The organism is Chryseobacterium gambrini (assembly GCF_027920505.1).
GTDB classification, from domain to species: Bacteria; Bacteroidota; Bacteroidia; order Flavobacteriales; family Weeksellaceae; genus Chryseobacterium; species Chryseobacterium gambrini.
Genome location: NZ_CP115857.1, coordinates 4471272 through 4494846 on the forward strand (window position 1 = coordinate 4471272; position 23575 = coordinate 4494846).

General features: G+C 36.1%; 25 protein-coding genes and 1 riboswitch. Of the genes, 15 read left to right on the forward strand and 10 right to left on the reverse strand.

Annotation, left to right across the window (positions count from 1 at the left end):
- The first annotated feature begins 5 nt into the window (after window positions 1-5).
- Entirely contained in the window at window positions 6-827 is an 822-nt protein-coding gene (locus PFY09_RS20610; RefSeq protein WP_271160942.1) for an RsiV family protein, read from the forward strand.
- A gap of 43 nt (window positions 828-870) precedes the next feature.
- Window positions 871-1722, forward strand: coding sequence for a diacylglycerol/lipid kinase family protein (locus PFY09_RS20615; RefSeq protein ID WP_271160943.1), 852 nt, complete (start codon window positions 871-873; stop codon window positions 1720-1722).
- Between the two features lie 202 nt (window positions 1723-1924).
- Here PFY09_RS20615 and PFY09_RS20620 read toward each other — a convergent pair whose 3' ends face one another.
- Both PFY09_RS20620 and ggt read right to left on the reverse strand, forming a co-directional pair.
- Window positions 1925-3205, reverse strand: a complete 1281-nt coding sequence (locus PFY09_RS20620; protein WP_108411698.1) for a dicarboxylate/amino acid:cation symporter — start codon at window positions 3203-3205, stop codon at window positions 1925-1927.
- Between the two features lie 269 nt (window positions 3206-3474).
- Window positions 3475-5160 (reverse strand): gamma-glutamyltransferase, encoded by a 1686-nt coding sequence (gene ggt / locus PFY09_RS20625; RefSeq protein WP_271160944.1) that lies wholly within the window; start codon window positions 5158-5160, stop codon window positions 3475-3477.
- 91 nt (window positions 5161-5251) lie between these two features.
- Here ggt and PFY09_RS20630 point away from each other — a divergent pair, with 91 nt between their 5' ends.
- The 3 genes from PFY09_RS20630 to PFY09_RS20640 all read left to right on the forward strand — a co-directional run bounded on the left by PFY09_RS20630 (window position 5252) and on the right by PFY09_RS20640 (window position 7681).
- The gene (locus PFY09_RS20630) at window positions 5252-6217 is read left to right on the forward strand and encodes an NAD-dependent epimerase/dehydratase family protein (protein ID WP_116547990.1); all 966 of its coding nucleotides are present in this window, start codon (window positions 5252-5254) and stop codon (window positions 6215-6217) included.
- A gap of 85 nt (window positions 6218-6302) precedes the next feature.
- Window positions 6303-7055 carry a polysaccharide deacetylase family protein gene (locus PFY09_RS20635; RefSeq protein ID WP_271160945.1) on the forward strand — a complete coding sequence of 251 codons (753 nt, stop codon included), beginning with the start codon at window positions 6303-6305 and terminating at the stop codon, window positions 7053-7055.
- A gap of 2 nt (window positions 7056-7057) precedes the next feature.
- Window positions 7058-7681 carry a hypothetical protein gene (locus tag PFY09_RS20640; RefSeq protein ID WP_116547988.1) on the forward strand — a complete coding sequence of 208 codons (624 nt, stop codon included), beginning with the start codon at window positions 7058-7060 and terminating at the stop codon, window positions 7679-7681.
- A gap of 25 nt (window positions 7682-7706) precedes the next feature.
- Here PFY09_RS20640 and PFY09_RS20645 read toward each other — a convergent pair whose 3' ends face one another.
- Both PFY09_RS20645 and PFY09_RS20650 read right to left on the reverse strand, forming a co-directional pair.
- Window positions 7707-8912: a metallophosphoesterase gene (locus PFY09_RS20645; protein WP_076393302.1), complete on the reverse strand. Its 1206-nt coding sequence runs from the start codon at window positions 8910-8912 to the stop codon at window positions 7707-7709.
- A 67-nt stretch (window positions 8913-8979) separates the two neighbouring features.
- Window positions 8980-10047: a 3-oxoacyl-ACP synthase III family protein gene (locus PFY09_RS20650; RefSeq protein WP_076393304.1), complete on the reverse strand. Its 1068-nt coding sequence runs from the start codon at window positions 10045-10047 to the stop codon at window positions 8980-8982.
- Between the two features lie 103 nt (window positions 10048-10150).
- Between PFY09_RS20650 and PFY09_RS20655 the strand changes: the two genes are divergently transcribed.
- The 8 genes from PFY09_RS20655 (at window position 10151) to PFY09_RS20690 (ending at window position 16674) form a co-directional block, all read left to right on the forward strand.
- The gene (locus PFY09_RS20655) at window positions 10151-10720 is read left to right on the forward strand and encodes a hypothetical protein (protein ID WP_087710953.1); all 570 of its coding nucleotides are present in this window, start codon (window positions 10151-10153) and stop codon (window positions 10718-10720) included.
- 72 nt (window positions 10721-10792) lie between these two features.
- Window positions 10793-11455: a bifunctional demethylmenaquinone methyltransferase/2-methoxy-6-polyprenyl-1,4-benzoquinol methylase UbiE gene (gene ubiE / locus PFY09_RS20660; RefSeq protein WP_235131927.1), complete on the forward strand. Its 663-nt coding sequence runs from the start codon at window positions 10793-10795 to the stop codon at window positions 11453-11455.
- 3 nt (window positions 11456-11458) lie between these two features.
- The gene (porT, locus tag PFY09_RS20665) at window positions 11459-12241 is read left to right on the forward strand and encodes a type IX secretion/gliding motility protein PorT/SprT (protein ID WP_087710951.1); all 783 of its coding nucleotides are present in this window, start codon (window positions 11459-11461) and stop codon (window positions 12239-12241) included.
- Window positions 12242-12379: 138 nt separating this feature from the next.
- A complete protein-coding gene (locus tag PFY09_RS20670; protein WP_108409882.1) occupies window positions 12380-12682 on the forward strand; it encodes a hypothetical protein in 303 nt (100 codons plus the stop codon).
- A complete protein-coding gene (locus PFY09_RS20675; protein WP_076393322.1) occupies window positions 12682-12972 on the forward strand; it encodes a cell division protein ZapA in 291 nt (96 codons plus the stop codon). The genes PFY09_RS20670 and PFY09_RS20675 overlap by 1 nt, the downstream gene beginning before the upstream one ends.
- A gap of 239 nt (window positions 12973-13211) precedes the next feature.
- Window positions 13212-14777, forward strand: coding sequence for a ribonuclease Y (gene rny / locus PFY09_RS20680; RefSeq protein WP_076393324.1), 1566 nt, complete (start codon window positions 13212-13214; stop codon window positions 14775-14777).
- 298 nt (window positions 14778-15075) lie between these two features.
- Window positions 15076-16317, forward strand: a complete 1242-nt coding sequence (locus tag PFY09_RS20685) for an MFS transporter (RefSeq protein ID WP_271160946.1) — start codon at window positions 15076-15078, stop codon at window positions 16315-16317.
- 168 nt (window positions 16318-16485) lie between these two features.
- Window positions 16486-16674: a hypothetical protein gene (locus tag PFY09_RS20690; protein WP_076393328.1), complete on the forward strand. Its 189-nt coding sequence runs from the start codon at window positions 16486-16488 to the stop codon at window positions 16672-16674.
- Between the two features lie 250 nt (window positions 16675-16924).
- On the opposite strand, the gene PFY09_RS20695 is transcribed toward PFY09_RS20690, so the two are convergent.
- From PFY09_RS20695 to PFY09_RS20715, 5 genes are all read right to left on the reverse strand, one after another.
- Window positions 16925-17866 (reverse strand): YeiH family protein, encoded by a 942-nt coding sequence (locus PFY09_RS20695; protein WP_271160947.1) that lies wholly within the window; start codon window positions 17864-17866, stop codon window positions 16925-16927.
- A 303-nt stretch (window positions 17867-18169) separates the two neighbouring features.
- Window positions 18170-19051, reverse strand: coding sequence for a LysR family transcriptional regulator (locus PFY09_RS20700; RefSeq protein ID WP_271160948.1), 882 nt, complete (start codon window positions 19049-19051; stop codon window positions 18170-18172).
- A 92-nt stretch (window positions 19052-19143) separates the two neighbouring features.
- Window positions 19144-20448, reverse strand: coding sequence for a voltage-gated chloride channel family protein (locus PFY09_RS20705; protein ID WP_271160949.1), 1305 nt, complete (start codon window positions 20446-20448; stop codon window positions 19144-19146).
- A gap of 30 nt (window positions 20449-20478) precedes the next feature.
- A riboswitch (Fluoride riboswitch) is annotated at window positions 20479-20546 on the reverse strand.
- 13 nt (window positions 20547-20559) lie between these two features.
- The gene (locus tag PFY09_RS20710; protein WP_271160950.1) at window positions 20560-21432 is read right to left on the reverse strand and encodes a sugar phosphate isomerase/epimerase family protein; all 873 of its coding nucleotides are present in this window, start codon (window positions 21430-21432) and stop codon (window positions 20560-20562) included.
- 1 nt (window position 21433) lies between these two features.
- Complete coding sequence (locus PFY09_RS20715; RefSeq protein ID WP_256041204.1) at window positions 21434-21901, reverse strand: acyl-CoA thioesterase; 468 nt, start codon at window positions 21899-21901, stop codon at window positions 21434-21436.
- A 120-nt stretch (window positions 21902-22021) separates the two neighbouring features.
- Between PFY09_RS20715 and PFY09_RS20720 the strand changes: the two genes are divergently transcribed.
- Both PFY09_RS20720 and PFY09_RS20725 read left to right on the forward strand, forming a co-directional pair.
- Window positions 22022-22369 carry an arsenate reductase family protein gene (locus PFY09_RS20720; RefSeq protein WP_076393338.1) on the forward strand — a complete coding sequence of 116 codons (348 nt, stop codon included), beginning with the start codon at window positions 22022-22024 and terminating at the stop codon, window positions 22367-22369.
- Between the two features lie 49 nt (window positions 22370-22418).
- Window positions 22419-22820, forward strand: coding sequence for a hypothetical protein (locus PFY09_RS20725; RefSeq protein WP_271160951.1), 402 nt, complete (start codon window positions 22419-22421; stop codon window positions 22818-22820).
- Window positions 22821-22930: 110 nt separating this feature from the next.
- Here the strand turns inward: PFY09_RS20725 and PFY09_RS20730 are convergent, their stop codons facing one another.
- Window positions 22931-23440: a hypothetical protein gene (locus PFY09_RS20730; RefSeq protein WP_268053712.1), complete on the reverse strand. Its 510-nt coding sequence runs from the start codon at window positions 23438-23440 to the stop codon at window positions 22931-22933.
- Window positions 23441-23575: the final 135 nt, after the last annotated feature.

Sequence of the window (23575 nt, forward strand, 5' to 3'; positions counted from 1 at the left end):
GAATTATGAAAAATACCATTGCTGTCTTGGCACTTTCTTCTTTCTTTGTTTTTTCTGCCTGTAAAAAGACGGAAAGCAATAATATAAATGAAACAGAAGCTGCAGCTCCCGAAAAGTTTACAGTAGATTCCGTGAAAATCAGCGATTCAACTAAGCTTAGCGATTCTTTAACCGTTAAATATACTTCCAAAATGTTGCTGTTCCCGACAGTAAAGGATAAAAAATTATTAGACAGCATTTATTTTACAGAAAAAAATATTGGCGATTTTTCCAGAGAAGGATTGCTGAATTACCTTCAGAAAAGCAAAAACGAATATTTTAATAACATCAGAAAAGATTCAAAAGACTGGATTTCAGATATTTCATTCTCTCAGGAATGGTATTCGGATACAGCAATGAAAGTAAAATCCAATACCAATGATTATCTCCAGATAGAATACTTTTGGGCTTCTTATGAAGGAGGTGCACACGATAATTATGGTTATTCCGAAAGAGTTTTTGATTTAAAAAACAACAAAAAGCTTGAATTAAAAGACATTACTTCCATGCCGAAAGAAAAACTGGAAGCCCTTTTAATGAAAAATATCAACAAAACCAACAGCGGAACAACAGATGATAAAGGAGAAGTTAATAATTCTGAAATGCTTTTGGTAGACAAAATTCCGGCAACAGAAAACTTCTATTTTGATGACAAAAACCTATATTTCCATTACAGTCCGTATGAAATTACAGCTTTTGCAGCAGGAGACATTACGATTCCGGTTTCGTGGACGGAACTGAAAGGCACACTTACTCCCGAATTGATGAAAAGAATGAAAATTAAATAATAATAATGCTTCCAGATCGGGAGCATTTTTTATTTTTGCACTAATGGAAAAAGTCGCTTTCATCATCAATCCTTTTTCGGCGAAAAAAAATTATCAGCCGTTTCTCAACGAACTGAAAGCAAAGGTAAAAGATCCTTTGTATTACATCTCGGAATCCATTCCCGGAACCGATCAGTTTATTCAGGATCATTTTAATACCGTTGATATTTTTGTAGCCATAGGAGGCGACGGAACCATTTCTACCGTAGCCAGAAATCTCATCAACACAGAAAAAATTCTGGCGATTTTTCCGGCAGGTTCCGGAAACGGATTTTCCAACGAAACCCAGTTCAGTAAAAATCTGGACGAACTGCTGGAAAAGATCAAAACCAAAAATTCCAGAAAAATTGATACGTTCACAGTAAACGACAGACTTTCCATCAATGTTTCCGGAACCGGATTCGACGGTAAAGTCGTAAAGGAATTTGAAAAAACCACAAGAGGATTTAAAAACTACATCAAAGTTTCCTTTAAAACCTTTTTCAGCTACAAGCCAATCAAACTGAAGTTTTTTGACGAAAAATACAAGCAGTACAACGGGAAATATTTAATGGTGAACATCGCCAACACAAGACAGTTTGGAAACAACGCCTACATCGCACCTCATGCAAGTAAAAGTGACGGTTTGGTAGATATGGTTCTCGTCAAAAAATTCCCTTTCTTCTATTCCATGCTTTTTGCGTTCAGAATGTTTACCAAAAAACTGAAACAGGACGATTATGTTACCTATTTGCCTGTTTCCGAAATAGAATTTAAGGTGAATACCAAAAACTGGCATCTCGACGGAGAGTTCAACAAAATAAAATCTCCGGTTCATGTAAAAGTTCAGCCTTCGAGTTTAAGAATTTTAATCTAAAAACGGTCATTCCGGTAAAAAAGAAATTGTTATCTATTTAATTTTAGGAGCTTTTTCCCGCTTTCGCTACTCGTTTTTTTTGTATTCGGCGGCTGCGAAGCAGCCGCCGAATACAAAAAAGAGCTCAGACACGTCGCTCAATCGCGGCTAAAATAGCAGTCATTATAAAAACTAAATCTGTTTCAGATTAAACAATGTCAGGCTAAACCTCCAGTTTTTTTTCCACTTCATTCGGATGATCCAGACAATAGTGCAGTTGCTCTTTATCCAGTTGCTTTTCCCAGTTGGCAACCACCACCGTTGCTACAGAATTTCCGATAACGTTGGTTAAAGCACGGCATTCACTCATAAACTTATCGATTCCTAAAATCAGCGTCATTCCGGCAATCGGAATTTCAGGAACAACCGCTAATGTTGCTGCTAAAGTCACAAATCCCGCTCCCGTAACTCCGGCTGCGCCTTTAGAACTCAGCATGGCAACCAAAAGAAGAATAATTTGTTTCTCGATCGGAAGATGAATATTTAAAGCCTGGGCAATAAAAAGTGAAGCCAGCGTCATATAAATATTGGTTCCGTCGAGATTGAAAGAATATCCAGTCGGAACCACCAAACCGACAATCGCTCTTGAACAGCCTGCTTTTTCAAGCTTTTCCATAATTCCGGGAAGTGCAGATTCTGAAGAACTCGTTCCTAAAACCAGCAAAAGCTCCTCCTTCAGATAATACATCAGCTTAAAAATATTAAAACCGTTGTACCAGGCGACAGCGCCTAAAACCAAAACCACAAACAATGCAGAAGTTATATAAAACGTTCCCACCAAAAAAATCAGATTCAAAACCGAATGAAGTCCGTATTTTCCAATGGTAAAAGCCATCGCTCCAAAAGCTCCGATCGGCGCCAGTTTCATCAGCATATGCACAATTTTAAAGACCGGAGTGGAAAGATCCTGTAAAAAATCCGTTACTTTCTGGCTTTTTTCTTTCGTTAAAACCAAAGCTACGCCCATTAAAATAGCAACAAGAAGAACCTGCAGAATATTATCTCCAACCAACGGACTGAACAGCGTTTCCGGAATAATATTCATGATGAAACCCGTTAAAGTCGTTTCATGAGCTTTTTGCTGATACTGAGAAACATCGCCCGAAAGGGTAGAAGGATCAATATTAAGACCATGACCCGGCTGTAAGATATTTCCTACCACCAAACCGATAACCAATGCCAACGTTGAAAACGTAAAGAAATAAATCATTGCTTTAACCGCAATTCTGCCCACTCTCTTCAAATCAGTCATGTGCGCGATTCCTAAGGTGAGGGTAATGAAAATCACCGGAGCAATAATCATTTTCACGAGTTTGATAAATCCGTCGCCCAAAGGTTTCATTTTTTCACCAAGTTCAGGATAAAATCTTCCTAAAAGAATTCCTGCAACAATCGCAATAATAACCTGAAAATAAAGCTGGTGGTAAATTTTTTTTGCTTTCAAAAGAATATTGATTTTAAAAGCCGAAAATTAGTGAAATTTGCTTTAAAATAATGACAAATGTCATGAATAGTTTCGGCTCGGGCGAAGCCCGAGCCGAAACCAATTACTTTAAATCTTTATATAATTTTAATGAAGCAAGAATCTCAAAAAACGGTCTCAAAATCCAGATTATTTTACTCTTGCCATTTTGACGAATAAAAACATTTGATAATCAATTAATTAATATACTTTTGAGTCAGTTTTTTTTTAATTAACTACAAAAACGTCAACTATTCCACTGCAACAGAATCGTCACCACGACCATCTGCAACCGCATGAATATTTCCGTTGTCATCAATCAGAATCATTTCTGTTCTTCCGATCTGGTTCCATTTTTCAGACTTATATCCTAATTTTTCCAGATCCTTAATCGTGGTTTCAGGGAAATTCTTTTCAAAAGCAACCGTTTCAGGAAGCCACTGATGATGAAATTTCGGAGCATTGACAGAAATATTAGCATTCTGCTTAAAATCGATCACATCAACAATAGCCTGATAAACAGAAGTAGGAATCGTCGTTCCTCCCGGAGTTCCGACTACCATGTAAGGTTTTCCGTTTTTCAGAACAATCGTTGGAGTCATCGAAGAAAGCATTCTTTTATTCGGCTGAATGGAATTGGCTTCTCCGCCAACCGCTCCAAACATATTCGGAACACCCGGTTTTATGGAAAAATCGTCCATTTCATTATTTAAGAAAAATCCCGCACCCGAAACAACAACTTTACTTCCGTATAAACCGTTTAAAGTAGTCGTAACAGCCGCTGCGTTTCCATCCTTATCAATCACAGAAATATGAGTAGTTTCTGTAGATTCTTTGGGTTGTTTGGTTATTTTCCCGACTTCCGCACTTGGAGTCGCTTTACTGAAACTGAAACTTTTCCATCGGTTTTTCAGATATTCGTCAGAAATCAGATAAGACGTTTTATCCTGAATAAAATCCGGATCGCCCATATATTCCGCTCTGTCCGCATACGCTCTTCTTTCGGCTTCCACCATCACCTGAACAGCCTGTGTAGAATTTTGCTGATATTTCTCAAGATTTTCATAACCTGCCATTTTCAGCATTTGCGCAAGAAGAAGTCCGCCGCTCGAAGGCAAAGGCATAGAAACTACCTGATTTCCTTTGTAATCAAATTCAAGTGCTTTTCTTTCGGCAACTTTATAATTTTTAAGATCTTCAGAAGTAACAATTCCGTTTCCTTTTTTCATTTCAGAAACCAGAAGTTCCGCCGTTTTTCCTTCGTAAAAACCCTTTAAACCTTGTTTCTGAATCAACTTTAACGTTTCAGCCAGATCTTTTTGAACTAGAAGGTCTCCGGCTTTCCACGGAATATCTTTAACAAAAACAATGGAAGACTGATTGTGCTTCTGGAAATTTTGTTTGTTGTTATTCAGTAAGTTAGCTTCCTGTTCGGTAATCGAAAAGCCTTTTTCAGCAAGATCTATGGCGGGCTGAATTAGTTTCTCCATCGGAAGCTTACAGTATTTTAAAGTAGCAAAAAAACCTGCCACACTTCCTGGAACACCAACTGCTAATCTCCCGTTTTGGGAAAGATCCGTGTTCGCTTTTCCGTTTTTGTCAACGTACATATCGCGGCTTGCTTTTTTAGGTGCCGTTTCACGATAATCGATTGTAAATTTTTCACCATTATTTTTTACACCAACCAAAAATCCGCCTCCACCGATATTTCCCGCCTGCGGATAAACAACGGCAAGTGCATATTGCGTAGCAACAATAGCATCATACGCATTTCCTCCCATTTTCATAACTTTTGCTCCTGCTTCGCTTGCTAACGGATGTGCAGAAACAACCACTCCTTTATTTTTAACTTTCACCTCCTTCACAATAGTAATATCTGTGTATTGTGCTGAAATTGTGGTAGAAAATAAAATAAGTGAAATAATAATCTTTTTCATTTACAAAATTTATATTCGAATTTACAATTTTGTTTTAAGATAGGGGGTAAAATATTTACTTTTGCTTTCGATCAACAAATAAAAGTTAAAAATGAAATCCCACACGGAAAGAATACTTATTACAGGTGCTTTAGGACAGATCGGCACCGAGCTTACAAACAGACTTGTTGAAATTCACGGAGCTGAAAATGTTGTGGCTTCGGGGCTCGACAGATGGCAAAAGGGAATTACCGCGGCAGGTCATTACGAAAGAATGGATGTTACCAATACCCAATTGGTAAGACAGGTGATCAAAGACTACGATATTACTACCGTTTATCATTTGGCTTCATTATTGTCGGGTACATCAGAAAAGCAGCCGGTTTTCGCATGGAAATTAAATCTGGAGCCCCTGCTTCATTTTTGTGAAATGGCTAAAGAAGGACTTATTCAAAAGATTTTCTGGCCGAGTTCCATTGCGGTTTTTGGAAAAGGAATTCCTAAAGAAAATGTGGAGCAGGATGTGGTTTTAAATCCAACCACGGTTTACGGAATTTCTAAAATGGCGGGTGAGAAATGGTGCGAGTATTATTTTGACAAGCATGGAGTAGATGTAAGAAGCATCCGTTATCCGGGATTGATTTCATGGAAAACTCCTGCAGGTGGTGGAACTACAGATTATGCTGTTGAGATTTTTTATGAAGCCATCGAAGAAGGAAAATACACAAGTTTTATTTCCGAAAACACAGGAATGCCGATGTTGTATATGGATGATGCCATCAACGCAACCCTGAAATTAATGGATGCTCCAAAAGAAAATCTTACCGTAAGATCTTCTTATAATTTAGGCGGAATGTCTTTCACGCCAAAAGAACTGGCTGAAGAAATTAAGAAAGAAATTCCGGAATTCGAGATCGATTATAAACCGGATTTCAGACAGGCGATTGCAGATTCATGGCCAGCTTCAATTGATGACTCTGTAGCTAAAAAAGACTGGGGATTAAGCTATGATTTCGGGATTTCTGAGATGACTAAAGACATGATTAAAAATTTGAAAATCAAATTAGCTAAAAATTAATTTACTTCAAGTTTTAATTTAAATAAGAATTATTTTAACATCTGATTTTTAATTTATTATAAAAATTATCTAAAATTTAATTTAAATGATATTGTTTACTTTTAACATCCTGAATATTGAAGCTGACTGTAAAAAAGAGCAGTTTATTTCTGATGAGGAGAGGCTGAAAATTTCAGAGGATAATACGAAAGCAATTCTTAGAATTTTAGATATTCATGATGTTAAAGCAAGTTTTTTTGTAGAGATTTCGCTCGCTCAGAAGCTTCAGAATTTAATAAAAGCAATTTCATCCAAAGGGCATGAAATTGCTTTTTATAATAAAAATTCTACCATTCAGGAAATTGAAAATGCTAAAAAATTTACTCAGGAATTTTTAGAAAAACAGATTCGCGGAATTCGTCAGAAAGACATCAAAGTTCCTCAGGAAGATTTAAAGTTGCTGGAATTTAATTATGTTTCCAATATTGATAATGCTGATATTCTTTTCCCTTTCAAACGTCTGAAAAGAGACACGCAGATTAATGAAGAAGACGGATTGAGCATTGTTCCGGAAAGTATTTCTCCTTACAGCCAGTTGCCGTATAACGATTTTGTATTCCAGATTGTGCCTACGAATTATTACCAGAGTATGGTTTTTGAAACCCTGAAAAAAGACGATTTCGTTTTGATCTATCTTAATTCATGGCAGTTTACAGATTTTAAAAAGTATAGATTCGATATCCCTTTTTACAGAAAACTGAACTCCGGGAAAAAGATGGAGGACAAATTAGATGCCCTCCTGAGTTGGATCAATGAGAAAGAAATGGCTACTTCCCGTATGAAAGATTATATTTTTTAATTATGAAAAAAACTTTGGAATTCCCCAAAACGATAAGATTTTTAAATGAAGATGAGATTCCCAACAATCCTTCAATCTTAAAAAGATGGGAAGAGAGTAAAACTGCAAATATTGTTCAGGGATATACTTTTAAGCTTAAAGAAAATAATTCTGAGAATGAATCGATAGGATTTGATTTTTTTGCTGAAATAAATATTGATAATTCTAACCTCTGGAATTTAATTGTTGCGCTTTCAAAAACATTACCCGAAGTTGCGGCTGTTCTATTTGGGCATATTGATTTTGACTTAAATTATGGCAATTATGAGGAAAAAGACAGTATTTTGAAATTTATTAATCAATATAAAAAAGAACTCACTCAGGATGCTTTTATAAATTTTGGGCTAATCTACAATGATGATGAAAGTTTAGTTGAAATATTTATTGATGAAAGTAAATATATAAAATATTGGGGAGTAGATGAAGAATTGTTCCGGGAAATCATGAATGACTTTAAATTAGAAGAAATCGAAAATCTTGAATTCATAGACGAATATCCTAAGGTTCGTGAAGTTTTAACAAGATTTGATGAGAATGCGATTGATTCAAATTTACTTATCGAAAAACTGAGTGAAAAATATCTTTGAATCAAACGCAATAAGTGTTTGTGATTTAAGCCAGTTCAAAAAGTGTAATTTCCGGTAAAACGCCGACTCTTCCGGGATATCCCAAAACTCCGAAACCTCTGTTTACATACAGCATTTTTCCTTCGCTTTCATATAAATCTGCCCATTTCGGGTATTTGTACTGAACAGGAGACCATTTTACGTTTTTAAGATCCAAGCCAAACTGCATTCCGTGGGTATGTCCTGAAAGCGTTAAATGAACATTTGCAGGGTGTTTTTTCACCACATAATCAAAATGGGTAGGATCGTGGCTCATTAAGATTTTAACGGCAGATTCCGGAACACCTTTTAAGGCATCATCTAATCTTCCAAATTGCGGAAAAGGTTTCAGTCCCCAGTTTTCAACTCCTAAAATGTATATTTTTTCTCCGTTTTTTTCAATAATTCTGTGTTCGTTACGAAGCATATCAAAACCTGCCTGTCTTTCGTAATCAATTAAGGTGTCAAGATTTTTCTTTTTGGCTTCCGGAGAATCCCAGCTTACATAATCTGCATAATCATGGTTTCCAAGAACGGCAAACTTCCCATCTTTTGCTTTGATTTTTGAAAACAGGGGAATGAAGGGTTTGAATTCTTCGGCTACATTATTCACCATGTCTCCCGTAAAAAGAACCAGATCGGGATTCTGTTCGTTGATTAAGTCAATCGCATGCTGAAGCTTTCCCGGATCCGCAAAACTTCCACTGTGAACATCTGAAATCTGTACGATTTTATATCCTTTAAAGCTTTTGGGAAGATTCGCAAAATTCATTCTTACCCTTCTTACTTTATGGCGGTATTTTCCAAATGTAATTCCATCGATAAAAAGAGCTGAAAGAACGCCTCCCAAACCTAATCCCATGATGCTTAAAAACTTTCTTCTTTCCGGGAAAAAGTTCTCCGATGGTCGGGTAAGTCCGATAAGATAACTTCCGGTTCTGAAAATATCATCGATTAATAAAAACAAAACAATGAAAATTTTAGGCAGGATAAAAACGAGAAACAGGGAGATCATGATCTGCGCACGCATCATGCTTCGGTCGGCTCTGCTGAAGTGAGAAACCTCGTAAGCGAAAAAGCCGTAAACAGCCAGAGAAATGATACAATAGCCTATTTTGATCCAGTTATTGTCTGTTAAGGTTCTGATGGCCTGGTAAATGTAAATTTCCAGAAAAAGAAAAACTGCCGCAATGATAAAAAAGTTTCTTTGCATAACTAAGTTTAAAAAAAGCACAAAGAATTATTTCCCTGTGCTTTATTATATTTTAAATTAAATATTGTTAAGGAAATCTGTAAACTATAGCATTGATGTTCATTCCGGCACCTACCGAAGTCATTACAATGTTACCTTTTTCTTTAAACGATTGACCCTCCATTTTTCCTTTAATTATTAAATCAAACATGGTAGGAATTGTAGCCACAGAAGAATTTCCGAAATCCTGGATCGTCATTGGAGAGATAGAATGATCGTAATCTTTCACATTATAAAGCTTGTGAAGTCTTTCGATCATCGCATAATCCATTTTTGCATTTGCCTGATGGATTAATATTTTGTTGATATCTTCAATAGACAGACCTGCGTCTTCAATGGTTTCTTTTATTGCAGCAGGAACGTTTTTCAACGCATATTCGTAGATTTTTCTACCCTGCATTCTTACGAAAATACGGGTCTGGTCAGAATCTTTGTTGATGGATGGTCCGTTGGCAAGATAATCCAGTTCCACACCGTTATCACAAATTGTATTGTGAGCAATGATTCCTACATTTTCCTGATCTGTAGCCTGTACCACGACAGCACCGGCTCCGTCTGCGAAGATCATTCTGTTTCTGTCATGCGGATCTGTTACTCTGCTTAACGTTTCAGCGCCGATTACCAAAATAGTTTTAGCCACTTTAGCTTTAATTAAATTATCTGCTAAAATCATTGCTTCCACCCAACCAGGACATCCGAAAAGCATGTCGTAAGTAACACATTTTCTGTTCTTAATGCCCAGTTTGTTTTTTACTCTCGCTGCCATTGTCGGCATGAAATCTGCGTATCCGTTTACGGTAACCTCACCGAAATTGCTCGCATAAATGATATAATCCAGTTCCTCCTGATCTATTTTTGCATCTGCAATAGCAATTTTTGCAGCTTCGTAACCGATTTTTGAGTTGGAAAGATCATCTTCTATGAATCTTCTGTTTTCTATCTCTGTAATTTCTACAAATTTTGAGATCGTTTCCTCAGCAGGCTTGTCAATCTTCACCCCGTCTTCTGAATAAAACTCTGAATCTAGAAAAAAGTCTCTTCCGATAATTCTGCTGGGAAGGTAAGATCCAGAACCAATAATGATCGTATTCGGCATTCGTTTATATGATTTTTTTTAAAGATGCAAAGTTAATAATTAATATTAATAACAGAGAATTAAAAATATTACTAAATTTGCAAAAATTGTACTTTACAATCTTATGAAAAACAATCCTTCCTTAAAAGGCTTACTTATTGCAGTTGTGGCGTTTATCGTAGCCTTTGGGATTTATTTCCTTTTTTTAGCCAAAAAAAATTACTACGTAGTAGACAATCCTACGCCAGATACATTTTACTACAAAATCAATAACGGTTCGGAAGGTGTAATTGCCGGAGGACAGACGGTTTCTGTAGATCTCAATCAGGGAAAAAATTCTATAAAAGTTTTCGACAGAAATAAAAAACTGTTGTTTGATTCAGCTTTTGAAGTAAAAAAAATAAGAGGTCTTATTAATATTGCTCATCAGGATTATTATATTAATGATCAGTATTATGGGTATAATCTTAAAAAAGATTCATTACTTTTGGCATTGGATAAAACGATCATCGACGGAAAACCTTACTTTGGAGGCGCAAGACGTTTCAGTAAGCTGTTTACCGATGATTTTTATTATAATGTAGACGAAGATTATGATAAAATTATCAAAAATATCCAGAAGGTAGAATCGAGATCGAAGATCTTCAGAAAGCAGGATTACCTTAATTATTATAACGAATATTACAAGTTTTAAGTTTTGACAAAAGATATTACCAAAATTACGCCTTACAATACCGACGCTACTAAAAAGAGTCAGGTAGAAGATATGTTCGACAATATTGCACCGAAGTATGATCTTCTGAATCGGGTTTTATCCATGAAAATCGATGTGATGTGGAGAAATACGCTGGTGAAATGGATGAAAAAAGATAATCCGCAGGAAGTGCTGGATGTGGCTACAGGAACGGGAGATCTGGCGATTGCTGTGGAAAAAGGAACCGGCTCTAAAGTAATTGGTTTAGATTTATCGCAACAAATGTTAAATGTTGGCGTTATTAAAATAAAAAAACTTAAATTAGACGGCAAAATTTCCATGCAAAAAGGAGATGCGGAGAAGTTACTGTATGAAGATAACAGATTTGATGCGGTTTCCGTTGCATTTGGAGTTAGGAATTTTGAAAACCTTACCAAAGGTTTGGCAGAATTAAGAAGAGTAGTTAAAGATAACAAGAGTGTTTATATACTGGAGTTTTCAAAGGTTGAAGGGTTTATGGGACCATTGTATATGTTTTACTTTAAAAACATTTTACCTGCGATCGGCAGACTGGTTTCCAAAGATAACAGGGCGTATACATACCTTCCGGATTCTGTAAATGCTTTTCCTTATGGGGAAAAGATGAGACAAATTCTTTTAGATACAGGATTTAAAAAAGTTGAATATAAAAAACTAAGTTTAGGTATAGCCACAATTTATAAAGCAACAAAGTAACCTATGAATAAATTTTTATTAAGAGCACTGGTTTTAGCCTCAGTAAATGTTGCAGTTTTAGCAAACGCGCAATTCAGAACCCGAAACAGAATGGATAAGTTGGAAGACTTTGACGAGCAGAAATTCAGTTGGGGTTTTTATCTAAGTGGTAATAGACTAGACTACCGTATTGTTCTCAATCCAAGATATGGGATGTATAACAATCAGAATCTTGTTACATCTAAAGAAAGCTACAGTTTCGGTGCAGGTTTAATCGCAAAATGGAGGCTGAATGACTTTCTGGATGTAAGATTGGAACCGGGGTTACAATTTGGGCAGAGACAGCTTACTTTTAATACGCAGACCAACGACCAGTATGCTGCAGGTACTTTGACGAACGATCCTTTCATCCCGATGAAATTAACGGATAAAGACAGAATAAGAGATATTAAAACGACTTTAATAGACATTCCTGTATTATTGGAGTTCCACGGAAACAGATGGTACAATTCCAGACCTTACGTTGCAACCGGGGTAAACTATATTGTAAACCTTCAGTCTAATGCAACTTCTACAGACGACAATATGCAGCAGGTTTTCAGATCTACTACTCATAACTTTGCTTGGTCTGCAGAAATGGGAATTCAGTTTTATTTCAATAAATTTAAACTGACTCCTGCCGTAAGAGGTACTTTCATTATGAACAACGAGATTGTAGCAGATAACGCAACTACGCCTCCTTACTGGACTTCTGCAATGTCTACATTACAGACAAGAGCGATTTTCTTTGTATTGAAATTTGAATAAAAATTTACTATAAAATAGATAAAGGAGATGCATTTTGTGTCTCCTTTTTTGTTTCCGGGCAAAATATAGACCGTTTTATTTTTGTTAGTATTAATATTTTGTTATTTTTGCTAATAGTTAGAATATACAAAACCTGAAATGCTTCAAGATTTAGAAAACAATTTTTCAGAATTAGAAAAAAAGATTTTGCAGTTACAGAAAAATTACAAAAATCTTAGTGAAAGATTCTCGGAATTAAATGTTGAGCATGAAGAACTGAAGAAGAAATATGATGAGGAAAGAAGAAAAAATCAGGTATTAGCAGAAGAACAAAAAAATATAAAACTTTATTCAGCAATATCAGGAAATCCTGAACATAACCGACTGATGAAAAACCACATCAACAGGTTGGTAAAAGAAATAGATTTCTGCATTGCGCAGCTTCAAAACAGTGGATTATAATGGAGGTAAGAAGAATAACCATTAATATAGCCGGAAGAGTATATCCGCTGAACGTACCGGCAGCAGAAGAAGAAACTCTGCGTAAAGTCGGGAAGCAGATAGAGAATATGATTAAAGATTTTGAACAGAATTTCGATGTGAGAGACAAACAGGATGCTTTGGCGATGTGCGCCCTGAAACTGGGGACCAATGCCGAAGTAGTGTCTGCGAACTACGATAAAACAATACAATCTACCAACGAAAGATTAGCAAAAATTAATCAGTCGTTGAACAATGAAACAGGGAAATAGATTTTTTTTCCCGAAAAAGCTGCCTACAATAATTCTAACACATTAAAGGTAAACTCAACGCTAAACAATTACCGAACAAATGTCCATTGAATGGCGTGCCGGTTCTCCGGATTACAGACAGTGGAAATCAGTTCAAATCGTGTTGATTAGGAGTTTACTCTCAATCTCTGGATTATTGTGGGCTTTTTTATGTAAAATAATTAAAAGAATATGAATACAATTAAAACTCAATATAAATTATGATAGAAGTTATAATCGGCGTTGTTTGTTTATTAATCGGTGCGGTTGCAGGGATATTTTTCTCCAAAAGCTCATTGAATACCAAAGCAAAATTTATTATAGATGATGCACAGAAAAATGCCGAAAACCTTATAGAAAAAGCCAATGTACAGGCTGAATCCATAAAGAAAGAAAAGAACCTTCAGGCTAAAGAAAAATTTCTTGAACTGAAATCTCAGCACGATGCAGACATTCAGGCAAGAGAAAAGAAAATGCAGGAAGTTGAAAAAAGAATCAAGGATAAGGAGCACAAGCTGAATGATGAGCTTAGCAAAACCGGAAAACTTGAGAAAGATTTGGATAAGCAAATCGCTGATTATGCTAAAAAAACAGAAATCTTAGAAAGAAAACAGCATGAACTGGACGTTGCAACCGCTAAAAAAGTTGAAATTTTAGAAAAAATTGCCAATTACACCGCTGAAGAAGCAAAAGCAGAATTGGTGGAAACCATGAAAGCGGAAGCGAAAACTAGAGCTCAGGCGCACGTTCAGAGCATCATGGAAGAAGCGCAGCTTAATGCAAAAAGCGAAGCAAGAAAAATCGTTATCCAGACCATTCAGAGAATCGGAACAGAACAGGCAATCGAAAATTCAGTTTCTGTATTCAACATCGAATCGGATGAGGTAAAAGGAAGAATCATCGGTAGAGAAGGTAGAAATATCCGTGCTCTGGAAGCCGTTACAGGAGTGGAAATTATTGTTGACGATACTCCGGAAGCAATCCTTCTTTCATGTTTCGATCCGGTAAGAAGAGAAATCGCAAGATTATCCCTTCACAGATTGGTAACAGACGGAAGAATTCACCCGGCAAGAATCGAAGAAGTTGTAGAAAAAACAAGAAAGCAGATCGAAGAAGAGATCATTGAAGTAGGAAAAAGAACGATCATCGATTTAGGAATCCACGGATTACACCCTGAATTAATTAAAATCGTAGGTAGAATGAAATACCGTTCTTCTTACGGACAAAATCTATTACAGCACTCAAGAGAAGTGGCAAATATCGCGGCGACCATGGCGGCTGAATTAGGCTTAAATGTAAAATTAGCAAAAAGAGCAGGTCTGTTACACGATATCGGTAAAGTTCCGGAGCAGGAATCTGAACTTCCTCACGCTTTATTAGGTATGCAGTGGGCAGAAAAATACGGTGAAAATGCAGAAGTTGTAAATGCCATCGGAGCACACCACGACGAAGTGGAAATGACTTCACTATTGTCTCCGATCATTCAGGTTGCCGATGCAATCTCAGGAGCAAGACCGGGAGCAAGAAGACAGGTTCTTGAATCATATATCCAAAGACTGAAAGACCTTGAATCTGCAGCATTAAGTTTCGACGGAGTTTCTTCGGCTTATGCAATTCAGGCAGGGAGAGAGTTAAGAGTAATGGTAGAAAGCGGAAAAGTAAATGATGAAGTAGCTTCTCAGTTATCGTACGACATCTCAGAAAAAATTCAGAACGAACTTACTTATCCGGGACAGGTAAAAGTAACGGTAATCAGAGAAACGAGAGCTGTGAATATTGCGAGATAAGAATCAGAAAAAGATAATTCATAAAAACCTTTCAAGAAATTGGAAGGTTTTTTATTTTTAGCAAAAAACTTTTTTAAACTAATTACAGAATAAACCACAAAAGGGACAAAAGATAATGATAAAGCGAATTTCCAAAATGATCAAAGTGCTCAAAAGAATAAAAATCAAAGATTTTTAAAAACTATTGTGAGCTTTTTCATTTATAATGATCAGCTTTAAATAAAAGTTTAGTTCATCTTTTGCTACTTTTGCGGTTAAATAAAAAAGTTTAAACAGACTTAAAATTTAAAACTCCAAAATGCAAGAACTTTCCACATCTTCAAAACTGAAGTACATTTTTTCCATTCCTGTTATCATTTCCGCGTTAGGCTACTTTGTAGATATCTACGACTTACTTTTATTCGGGATCGTAAGAATTCCAAGTTTAAAAGCTTTAGGGCTGAATCCTGATGTCGACGGAACGTTTATTCTTAATGCACAGATGATTGGTTTACTGCTGGGCGGAATTTTCTGGGGAATTTTCGGAGACAAAAAAGGAAGGCTTTCTGTGCTATTCGGTTCTATTTTAGTCTATTCTTTGGCGAATATTGCGTGTGGATTTTTACCTTACTTCCCCAAAGAACATTTGGTGTATCAATATGCGGGATTAAGATTTATCGCAGGGATTGGATTAGCCGGAGAACTCGGAGCAGGAATTACCCTTGTTTCTGAAAGCCTGCCGAAGAATTTAAGAGCGATCGGAACGTCCGTTGTCGCCGGTTTTGGATTAATGGGAGCCGTTGTAGCCCAGTTAACAGTAGAATTGGCTGGAGGATGGAATATTTCCTACATTATCGGAGGAGTTTTAGGAATTTTGCTTTTATTTCTCAGAATCAGCGTTTCCGAATCCGGAATTTATAAAACCATGGAACACCAATCTGTCTCCAAAGGAAATTTCCTGTCGTTTTTCACCAATAAAGACCGTTTAATACGATATTTAAAATGCATTGCAATAGGATTACCCACCTGGTTTTGCATCGGCATTCTGGCGGTTTTAGCCAACCAGTTTGCTCCCGAACTGGGAATTGAAAATCTTAACCCCGGAAAAGCCATCATGTGGGCGTATGTCGGGATCTCTGCCGGAGATTTGGCGAGCGGATTCATCTCACACCTTTTAAAATCCAGAAAAAAGGCAATTTTTTATATGTTGGTTTTTACCGTCATTGGCGTTGCCATCATGCTTTTCGGAAATACGAATACCGAAACGAAATACTATATTTTCTGTGTCTGGCTCGGACTCGGAACAGGATATTGGGCAATGTTTGTCACTTTAGCCGCAGAACAGTTCGGAACCAACATCAGAAATACGGCAACCACCACCGTTCCGAATATGGTGCGCGGATTGGTTCCTGTAATGATCTTTGGTTTCGATTTTTTCAAGAAAGATTTTTCAGTTATTGTAAGTGCTGCAATAGTCGGAATCATTGTTTTTGGGCTGGCTTTCTATTCTTCATTAACGGTTTCGGAAACCCACGACAGAGATCTGGATTTCACAGAATAAATAATAGCTGTTTAAGAAATAATATAGACGTTTTTTCGTTACTAACTTTAATAAGGCTAACAAAATAAATAAATTATCAAAATTAGTATTAAATTATGCTTTGAATAATGAATATTTGTTTAACTTTGAAAAGTAACTAAAATTGTATAATCTCAAAACCAAATCACTATGCAAAATTTTTTGAAAAATGCAACAAAACTAAAAAAAGCCGATCTTAAAAACATCACTGGAGGCGTAAGCGGAAAACCAGATCTGTCAAAATGCGGATGCAGTTGTTCAGGATCTGTAACAGGACCGTTCTATTGCGTTCAGTACATCGCTTGTCCGCAGGTTTATACCTGCAACGAAGCTATATAAGAAATTATTTCAACTGAAATAAACATTTCCACATTTAATACGCAAAAGCCTTTTGGGATCTTCCAGAAGGTTTTTGTATTGATGGAAGTTATCAAAATTAAAAATAAAATTTCAGGAGCTTTTTCTCGCTTTCCGCACTCGCTATTTTTGAGATTTGGCTGCGGCAGCGAAGCTGCCGCAGCCAAATCTCAAAAATGAGCTCAGACAATTGCTACAATCGAGGCTAGGATATCAGGATTTCTTACACAGATCAGTCAAAATTCAAAATATACAGCAGACTTCCGGTACTGATGAAAATCCATAGAAAAACAGCCAAAGCAAGAGGCTTAAAACCAATGGTCTTCAAAGTTTGTACAGACAGCGTAGAACCGATAAAAAACAACGTTAAGTTTAATCCAGCCTTCGCTCCAACTGTAATTCCGGAACTTAGCTGACTGAAAAAAGGAAAATACGTATTCAGCAAAATAGCCACAATAAAATAACCGATAAACCATGGAACTTTCACTTTAGATTCCTTGCTTTTAAAAATAAACATCGTGATAACAGAAACCGGAATAATCCACAATGCTCTGGCTAACTTTACCGTAGTAGCGATTTTAAGCGCTTCATTTCCGTATTTTCCTGCCGCTCCTACTACAGAACTCGTATCGTGAATTCCGATGGCGCACCATAACCCGAATTGTTCCTGTGTAAGATTCAGCAAATGACCGATGGGCGGATAAACAAACAGAGCAACAGAATTCAGCGTAAAAACAATAGCCAGAGCCAGTGAAATCTGCTTCGTGCTGGGTTTAATGATGGGAGAAGTTGCAGCAATGGCACTTCCGCCACAAATGGCGGTTCCCACAGAAATAAGATACGACAAAGGTCTTTCAAGCTTAAGGAATTTTCCGGCAAAATACCCCAGAATCATCACTGTAAAAATACTGATTACCGTTAGAATCAACCCCGATTTTCCCGCTTCAAGAGCTTCATCAAGCTTTAACCCAAATCCAAGACCTACAATAGAAATCTGCAACAATAGATGAATATACCGGTGCAGAGTCTTTTCAAAAGGATTTCCGAGAAAAACCGCCAGTACAAATCCCAAAAGCAATGCAACAGGCGAAGAAACAATAGGAGTGAGGCATACAACTGCCAGTAATATGAAGATTATTTTCTTTGATCTTTCATTGGAGATAAAGCTTTTCATTGATAGGAATTTTAAATTGATGGTTCAAAATTCCGACAATTATCATTACAAAGTAAATTGTATTTTGTTATAGCGCATAACTTTAAGTTATAATTTTTGTTCAAACTAATTTTGAATTTAACCGCAAAAGATACAAAAGGCTGTAGGGGGATATTTTAAGTATTTCAAAATCTGCAAAGAAAAAAATCAAAGATTTTTTTAACTTATGTTATCTTTTTTTCATTAGGTATTAAACTTAAATAACTGAAGTGTTAAAATCTTTTGCGGTAAAAAAGTGTAAACAGTTTTATAATTGGAAGCCGTTTAAATCTGATGGATGAATTTTAAAAACAGGCGGATCACTTCAGATTGTTCACCTTTGGGAAGAATAAAATGAAAATTTCTTTCAATACTGAAATTTTTAATATCAATAATCGTTAACTTATTGTTTTTCAATTCATTTAAAACCGTGCTGACTGAAAGAAATGCTAAAGCATCTGAATGCAAAAGATAATTTTTAATACTTTCGCTGCTTCCCAGTTGCATGACAACATTCAGATTTTCAATAACAATCCCTTTTTCCTTCAATCTGTTTTGAATAAACTCCAGAGAACCGGAACCCTGTTCTCTTAAAATCAATTCTATTTCGTACAAATCCTTAATATTAAGAGTTTTATTGGCTAAAGGATGATTCGTTTTTGCAACCAGAACAATTTCATCCGCTTTAAATTTCTGATAATCAAAATAGGCAGATTGAGATTCCCCTTCAATAATCCCGAGATCGATTTTCCCTTCCTTCAGCAATTCGGAAATCATTTCCGTATTGTGCGTAATCAATTCAATCTTAAGATCTTTGTAATAAGATTTGAATTTAGCTAAAATTTCCGGTAAAATATACTGAGCAACCGTGGTACTCGCTCCGATAATCAGTTTTCCCTGATGTTTTTGATTAATCTGATGAATCTCAAATTCAAGATCGCGATAAATATTCCTGATCTTTTCAGCATATTCAAACAAAATTTTTCCGCTTTGCGTCAGTTGAATAGAAGTTCCTTTTCTGTCAAATAGTTTAGTATTTAATTGATTTTCAGTTTCTTTGATATGCTTTGTGACGGCAGGCTGCGAAATATTCAGCTCTTCCGAAGCTTTGGTAAAACTCAATCTGGAAGCGACGGTATGAAAAACTTTTAATCTGTAATCAAACATTGTGGTTGTTGGTTTTTAGTTGACGGTTGATGGTTTTTAATTAGAGTAAAATTACAGCGTTAATTGCTGACAAATATCAACCATCAACAACTCTACAAATCCGAGAAATTTTTATCGTGAAGATGTTCAAATCTACGGTTTTTTGCTTCACCGATTTTTTGTTTTGTATAAATGCTGTTATTTCCTGAAAACAAATACGATACGATACAAGCAATTGCCACATAGATTCCGCATTCTGCTCCAAACAATTCAATTCCCATGAGCATACACGCAAGCGGAGTGTTGGTTGCGCCCGCAAAAACAGCCACAAATCCCATTCCGGCAAGTAAACCGAACGGAAGCGGAATAAATAATGACAATGCACTTCCCAAAGTTGCCCCGATAAAGAAAAGTGGAGTAACTTCACCGCCTTTAAATCCTGCCGAAAGGGTAACAACGGTAAAAATCATTTTAAAGGCAAAATCATAAAGCGGAAGCTGTTTTTCGAAAGATTCTACAATGGTTGGAATTCCAAGACCGATGTATCTTGTGGTTCCCATTGCGAAAACGGCAACAGCAACAAGAATTCCACCGACAACAGGACGAAGCGGAGGATATTTTATTTTAGATTTAAAAGCAGCACCTGTAAAATGAATCATTCTGCTGAAAGCTGCCGCACAGATTCCAAAAATGATTCCTGCCAAAACACTATACAAAACAGGCAGAAACTCAATTTTTGGAGTAAGATCGATATGATAATGCGTATGTTTTGCTTTCCACAAATTGGTGACAAGATCAGCCAAAACAGCCGAAGTGAAAGCCGGAAAAATAGCATTGTATCGAATTCTCCCGATCAGGAAAACTTCTAGCCCAAAAACCGCTCCGGCTAAAGGCGTGCCGAAAACAGAACCAAAACCCGCCGCAATAGCTGAGATCAGCAGAATTTTTCTGTCGTTTTTATCAAGTTTCAGGATTTTTGTTAATTGATCGGAAATCGCTCCCGCCATTTGAAGAGCAGTTCCTTCACGACCTGCAGAACCTCCGAAAAAATGCGTGACCATTGTTCCTAAATAGACAAAAGGCGCCATTTTAAAAGGAATGATTTCTTTTGGCTCCTGAATATTTTCGAGCAGCAAATTGTTTCCCGCTTCCACATCTTTTCCGAAATAATGATACAAAAGTCCCGTTAAAAATCCTCCAACAGGTAAAAATGCAATCAGCCAGAGATGATTTTCCCGGAAATCGGTTGCCCATTGCAGAGATTTTAAAAAGTAAGCGGAAGCACTTCCGACTAAAATCCCGATAATAAGGCTGATGAAAAGCCATTTCAGAATGTAAGGAAGAGCCGGATATTTTCTGAAGAAAAAACCTGTGTATAATTTTATTGTACGGCTTAAAGTTCGTTGATGTTGAGACATAATTTTCCTGATCAATTACTGTTAATAATCTTTTAATCAGGCGTCATCAGCTTTTGAAAAGCGGTTGGGTAAGGAAGAACACCATTTCCTTTTGTAATGCAAAGATAAAAATTATTTTAAAAAGAAATCATTTTTCAGCATGTAATTTCGGCTTATCGTGATGCTTTCAAACATATTTTTATCGCTGGAATCCTGTTCCAGAAACCAGTGTTGAAGTCCTGCTTTTTCTCGGGCACCGAAAATTCTATTAAAATCAATAATTCCGTTTCCGATTTCTGCAAAATCCTTTGTTCCTGCTTTCATATCTTTTACGTGCCACAATGGAAATCTTTTGGGATACTTTTCAAAATAAAGTAACGGATCGATGCCTGCTTTTGAAATCCAGTATAGATCCAGCTCCATTTTTACCAGATCGGATGAAGAATTTTCCAGAATAAAATCGTAAACAGTTCCGGTTTCATCAAACTTTTCAAATTCAAAATCATGATTGTGATAAGCAAACTGGATTCCTGCTTTTTTTGTTATTTCTCCTGATTTGTTCAGCAGTTCCGGCAGTTTTTTATAGTTTTCCAGGGTTCTTTCTTCAGGAAAGAGATAAGAACAGACCATATATTCTGAACCAATAAGATGTAAATCTTCAACGGTCTGTTCCCAATTGTTGGTTAATGTTCCTTTCTCATGATGAAGAATTCCCGTTGTGTGATGTGAACTGATTACTTTTAAACCGACATTTTTTAAGATGCTCTGAAATTCATTCCTGCTTTTTCCGAAAAAAGTTCCGTTGTAGCCGTAGATTTCAAGCTCTTTAAAGCCTAATATTGCCAGTTTTTCCAAAGCTTTTTCGAGGTTTTCTGAAATAGCATCACGAATTGTATAAAGCTGAATTGCCAAAGGTTTTCTGTTGCTTTTAAAGTTAGAAATTCCGCAGGAATATAATCCTAAAAATCCCAGCGAGGAAATCTTTATAAAATCTTTTCTCTGCATTTTACAGGAAAGGTTTCATTTCGTCTTCTATCTGTGTTCTCAGTTCCATGAGACGCTTTGCATACTGTTCCTGCTGTTTTTCCTCTTCCGTTTCGGGAATCCATTTGGGAACCGGAAGTTTTTTTCCGTTTTCGTCTACGGCAACAAATACAATGATGCAGTGTGTTTTCTTATCAAAATTTGGCTGTTTCAGGTTTCTTGAGAAGACATTGATGGAAATATGCATACTCGATGAACCCGTGTAAATTACCTGAGCTTCCACTTTTACGATTTCCCCGATTTTAATAGGATCATAGAAACGGATTCCTCCTACATATACCGTTACTGAATAATTTCCGCTCCACGTTGTTGCGCAGGCGTACCCTGCCTGATCGATCCATTTCATCACGCTTCCTCCATGTACATTTCCGCCGTAGTTGACATCTGAAGGTTCTGAAATAAACTGAAAAGTGATCGGTTTGTTGTCCATTTTGATAAAATTTCAATAAAGGTATTCAATAATTTTCAAAACGGTAGATTAAATGCTACTTTTGATAACGGTAAACTTATAAAGTTTCCATTTAACATTAGAAAAAACTTAGAACTCTAAATGAAAAAAGTATTTTATCTTAATACATGCGATACGTGCAGAAAAATTTTAGGACAATTCAATCTTAAGGACTGGGAACTTCGCGAAATTAAAAAACAACCGATTACCCAGGATGAATTGGAAGAAATGCACAAACATGCAGGATCTTACGAAGCTTTGTTCAGCAAAAAATCTACTCAGATCAAATTAAGGGAACTGGATCTGAAATCTTTGGGAGAAGAAGAGTTCAAAGAACTATTGCTGGATCATTACACCTTTTTGAAACGTCCGGTTTTTCTTACGGACAAAGAAATTTTTATAGGAAACGATAAAAAGAATTTGGAAGCATTAAGGGGATTTTTTAATTAAAATAAGTCTCCTTAAATCAAAGTTTTTAAGAAAAGGGAGATCATTTTACATGAAAAAGCTGAATTTTCCGGTAATTACAACGGCTATTTTAAATGCTTTTATATTAATCGGGGCAGGACATGGCTTAGGGATTCTGCTCATTTATGAAATTTTAAGTCCGCAATTTATTTTGTCGGATGCGAATGCTTTTAATTTAGATCATTACGATGGAAGATTAGTACCTGTAGCATTTTTGTCTCTCATTTTTCAGGTATTACTTTTAATGAGTTTAAAGATTAAAAGATGGCGATTACAGAAAATCCTGATTAATACTTTTTGTATAATTCTGATGTTGGTATTTTTTGTATTGGTTAAAGACTTTTCAAAGTCTAATGTCGACCAGTTGTCTTTAATAAGTGGAATTCCATTTTTAATATCCTCTCTGTTTCTATTATTGAAAGTTAATTTCTAATAAAGTTTCAAATCTATAAACAAATAGGCTCAAACCTAACAGGTTTTCAAAACCTGTTAGGTTTTTATAATAACCAAAAAGTTTTTGACGGAGGTCCCAAGCAATTTATATCATTTTAGAAATAAATTCCTTTTTTTCAGGCCATGATTGTTCGTTATTTGTAATTCAGAGTTTTGATGAAACGGAAGTTTGTCGGAAAGCTGTTCCGTAAATTTTTCAATTCCTTTACAGTATTCGTCTAGAAATTCATACTTTTTATCGACTGTAATTAATTCAATGCCGGATTGAGTTTCTCTATACAAAAAACGAATGGTGAAGGAATTAACTTCCAAAATGTCTGAATATTTAATGTATTGCTTCGGTTCTGATTCTTTTTTGAAATAAAAACCTTCTGCGTTATAACTGAAAATTCCGTCTTCTGAATAAAGTCTGTTCATCTCTTTTTCTGTTGATTCATAATCTGTTGGAAAATTTCCCGTCATTATTTTTGCAATGGTAAAACAGAGCGTTGCAAAACAGCAGAAAATAATGAGATAAGAAATTCCTTCACTTTCAAAAACAGGATAGAAAATGTAAACTGTAATAAGTATGATGATACAGAGGAATACCATTTTTTTCATCAGGAAAAATTTTTGTAATAGTACGAAAAAATGTATTGCAATATATTATTTTAGCCCGGATAGAAACGGCATCCTTTAGTTTTTTGCCGGAGCGAAGCTCCGGCAAAAAACTAAAGATAGAGTGGATAGCCGGAA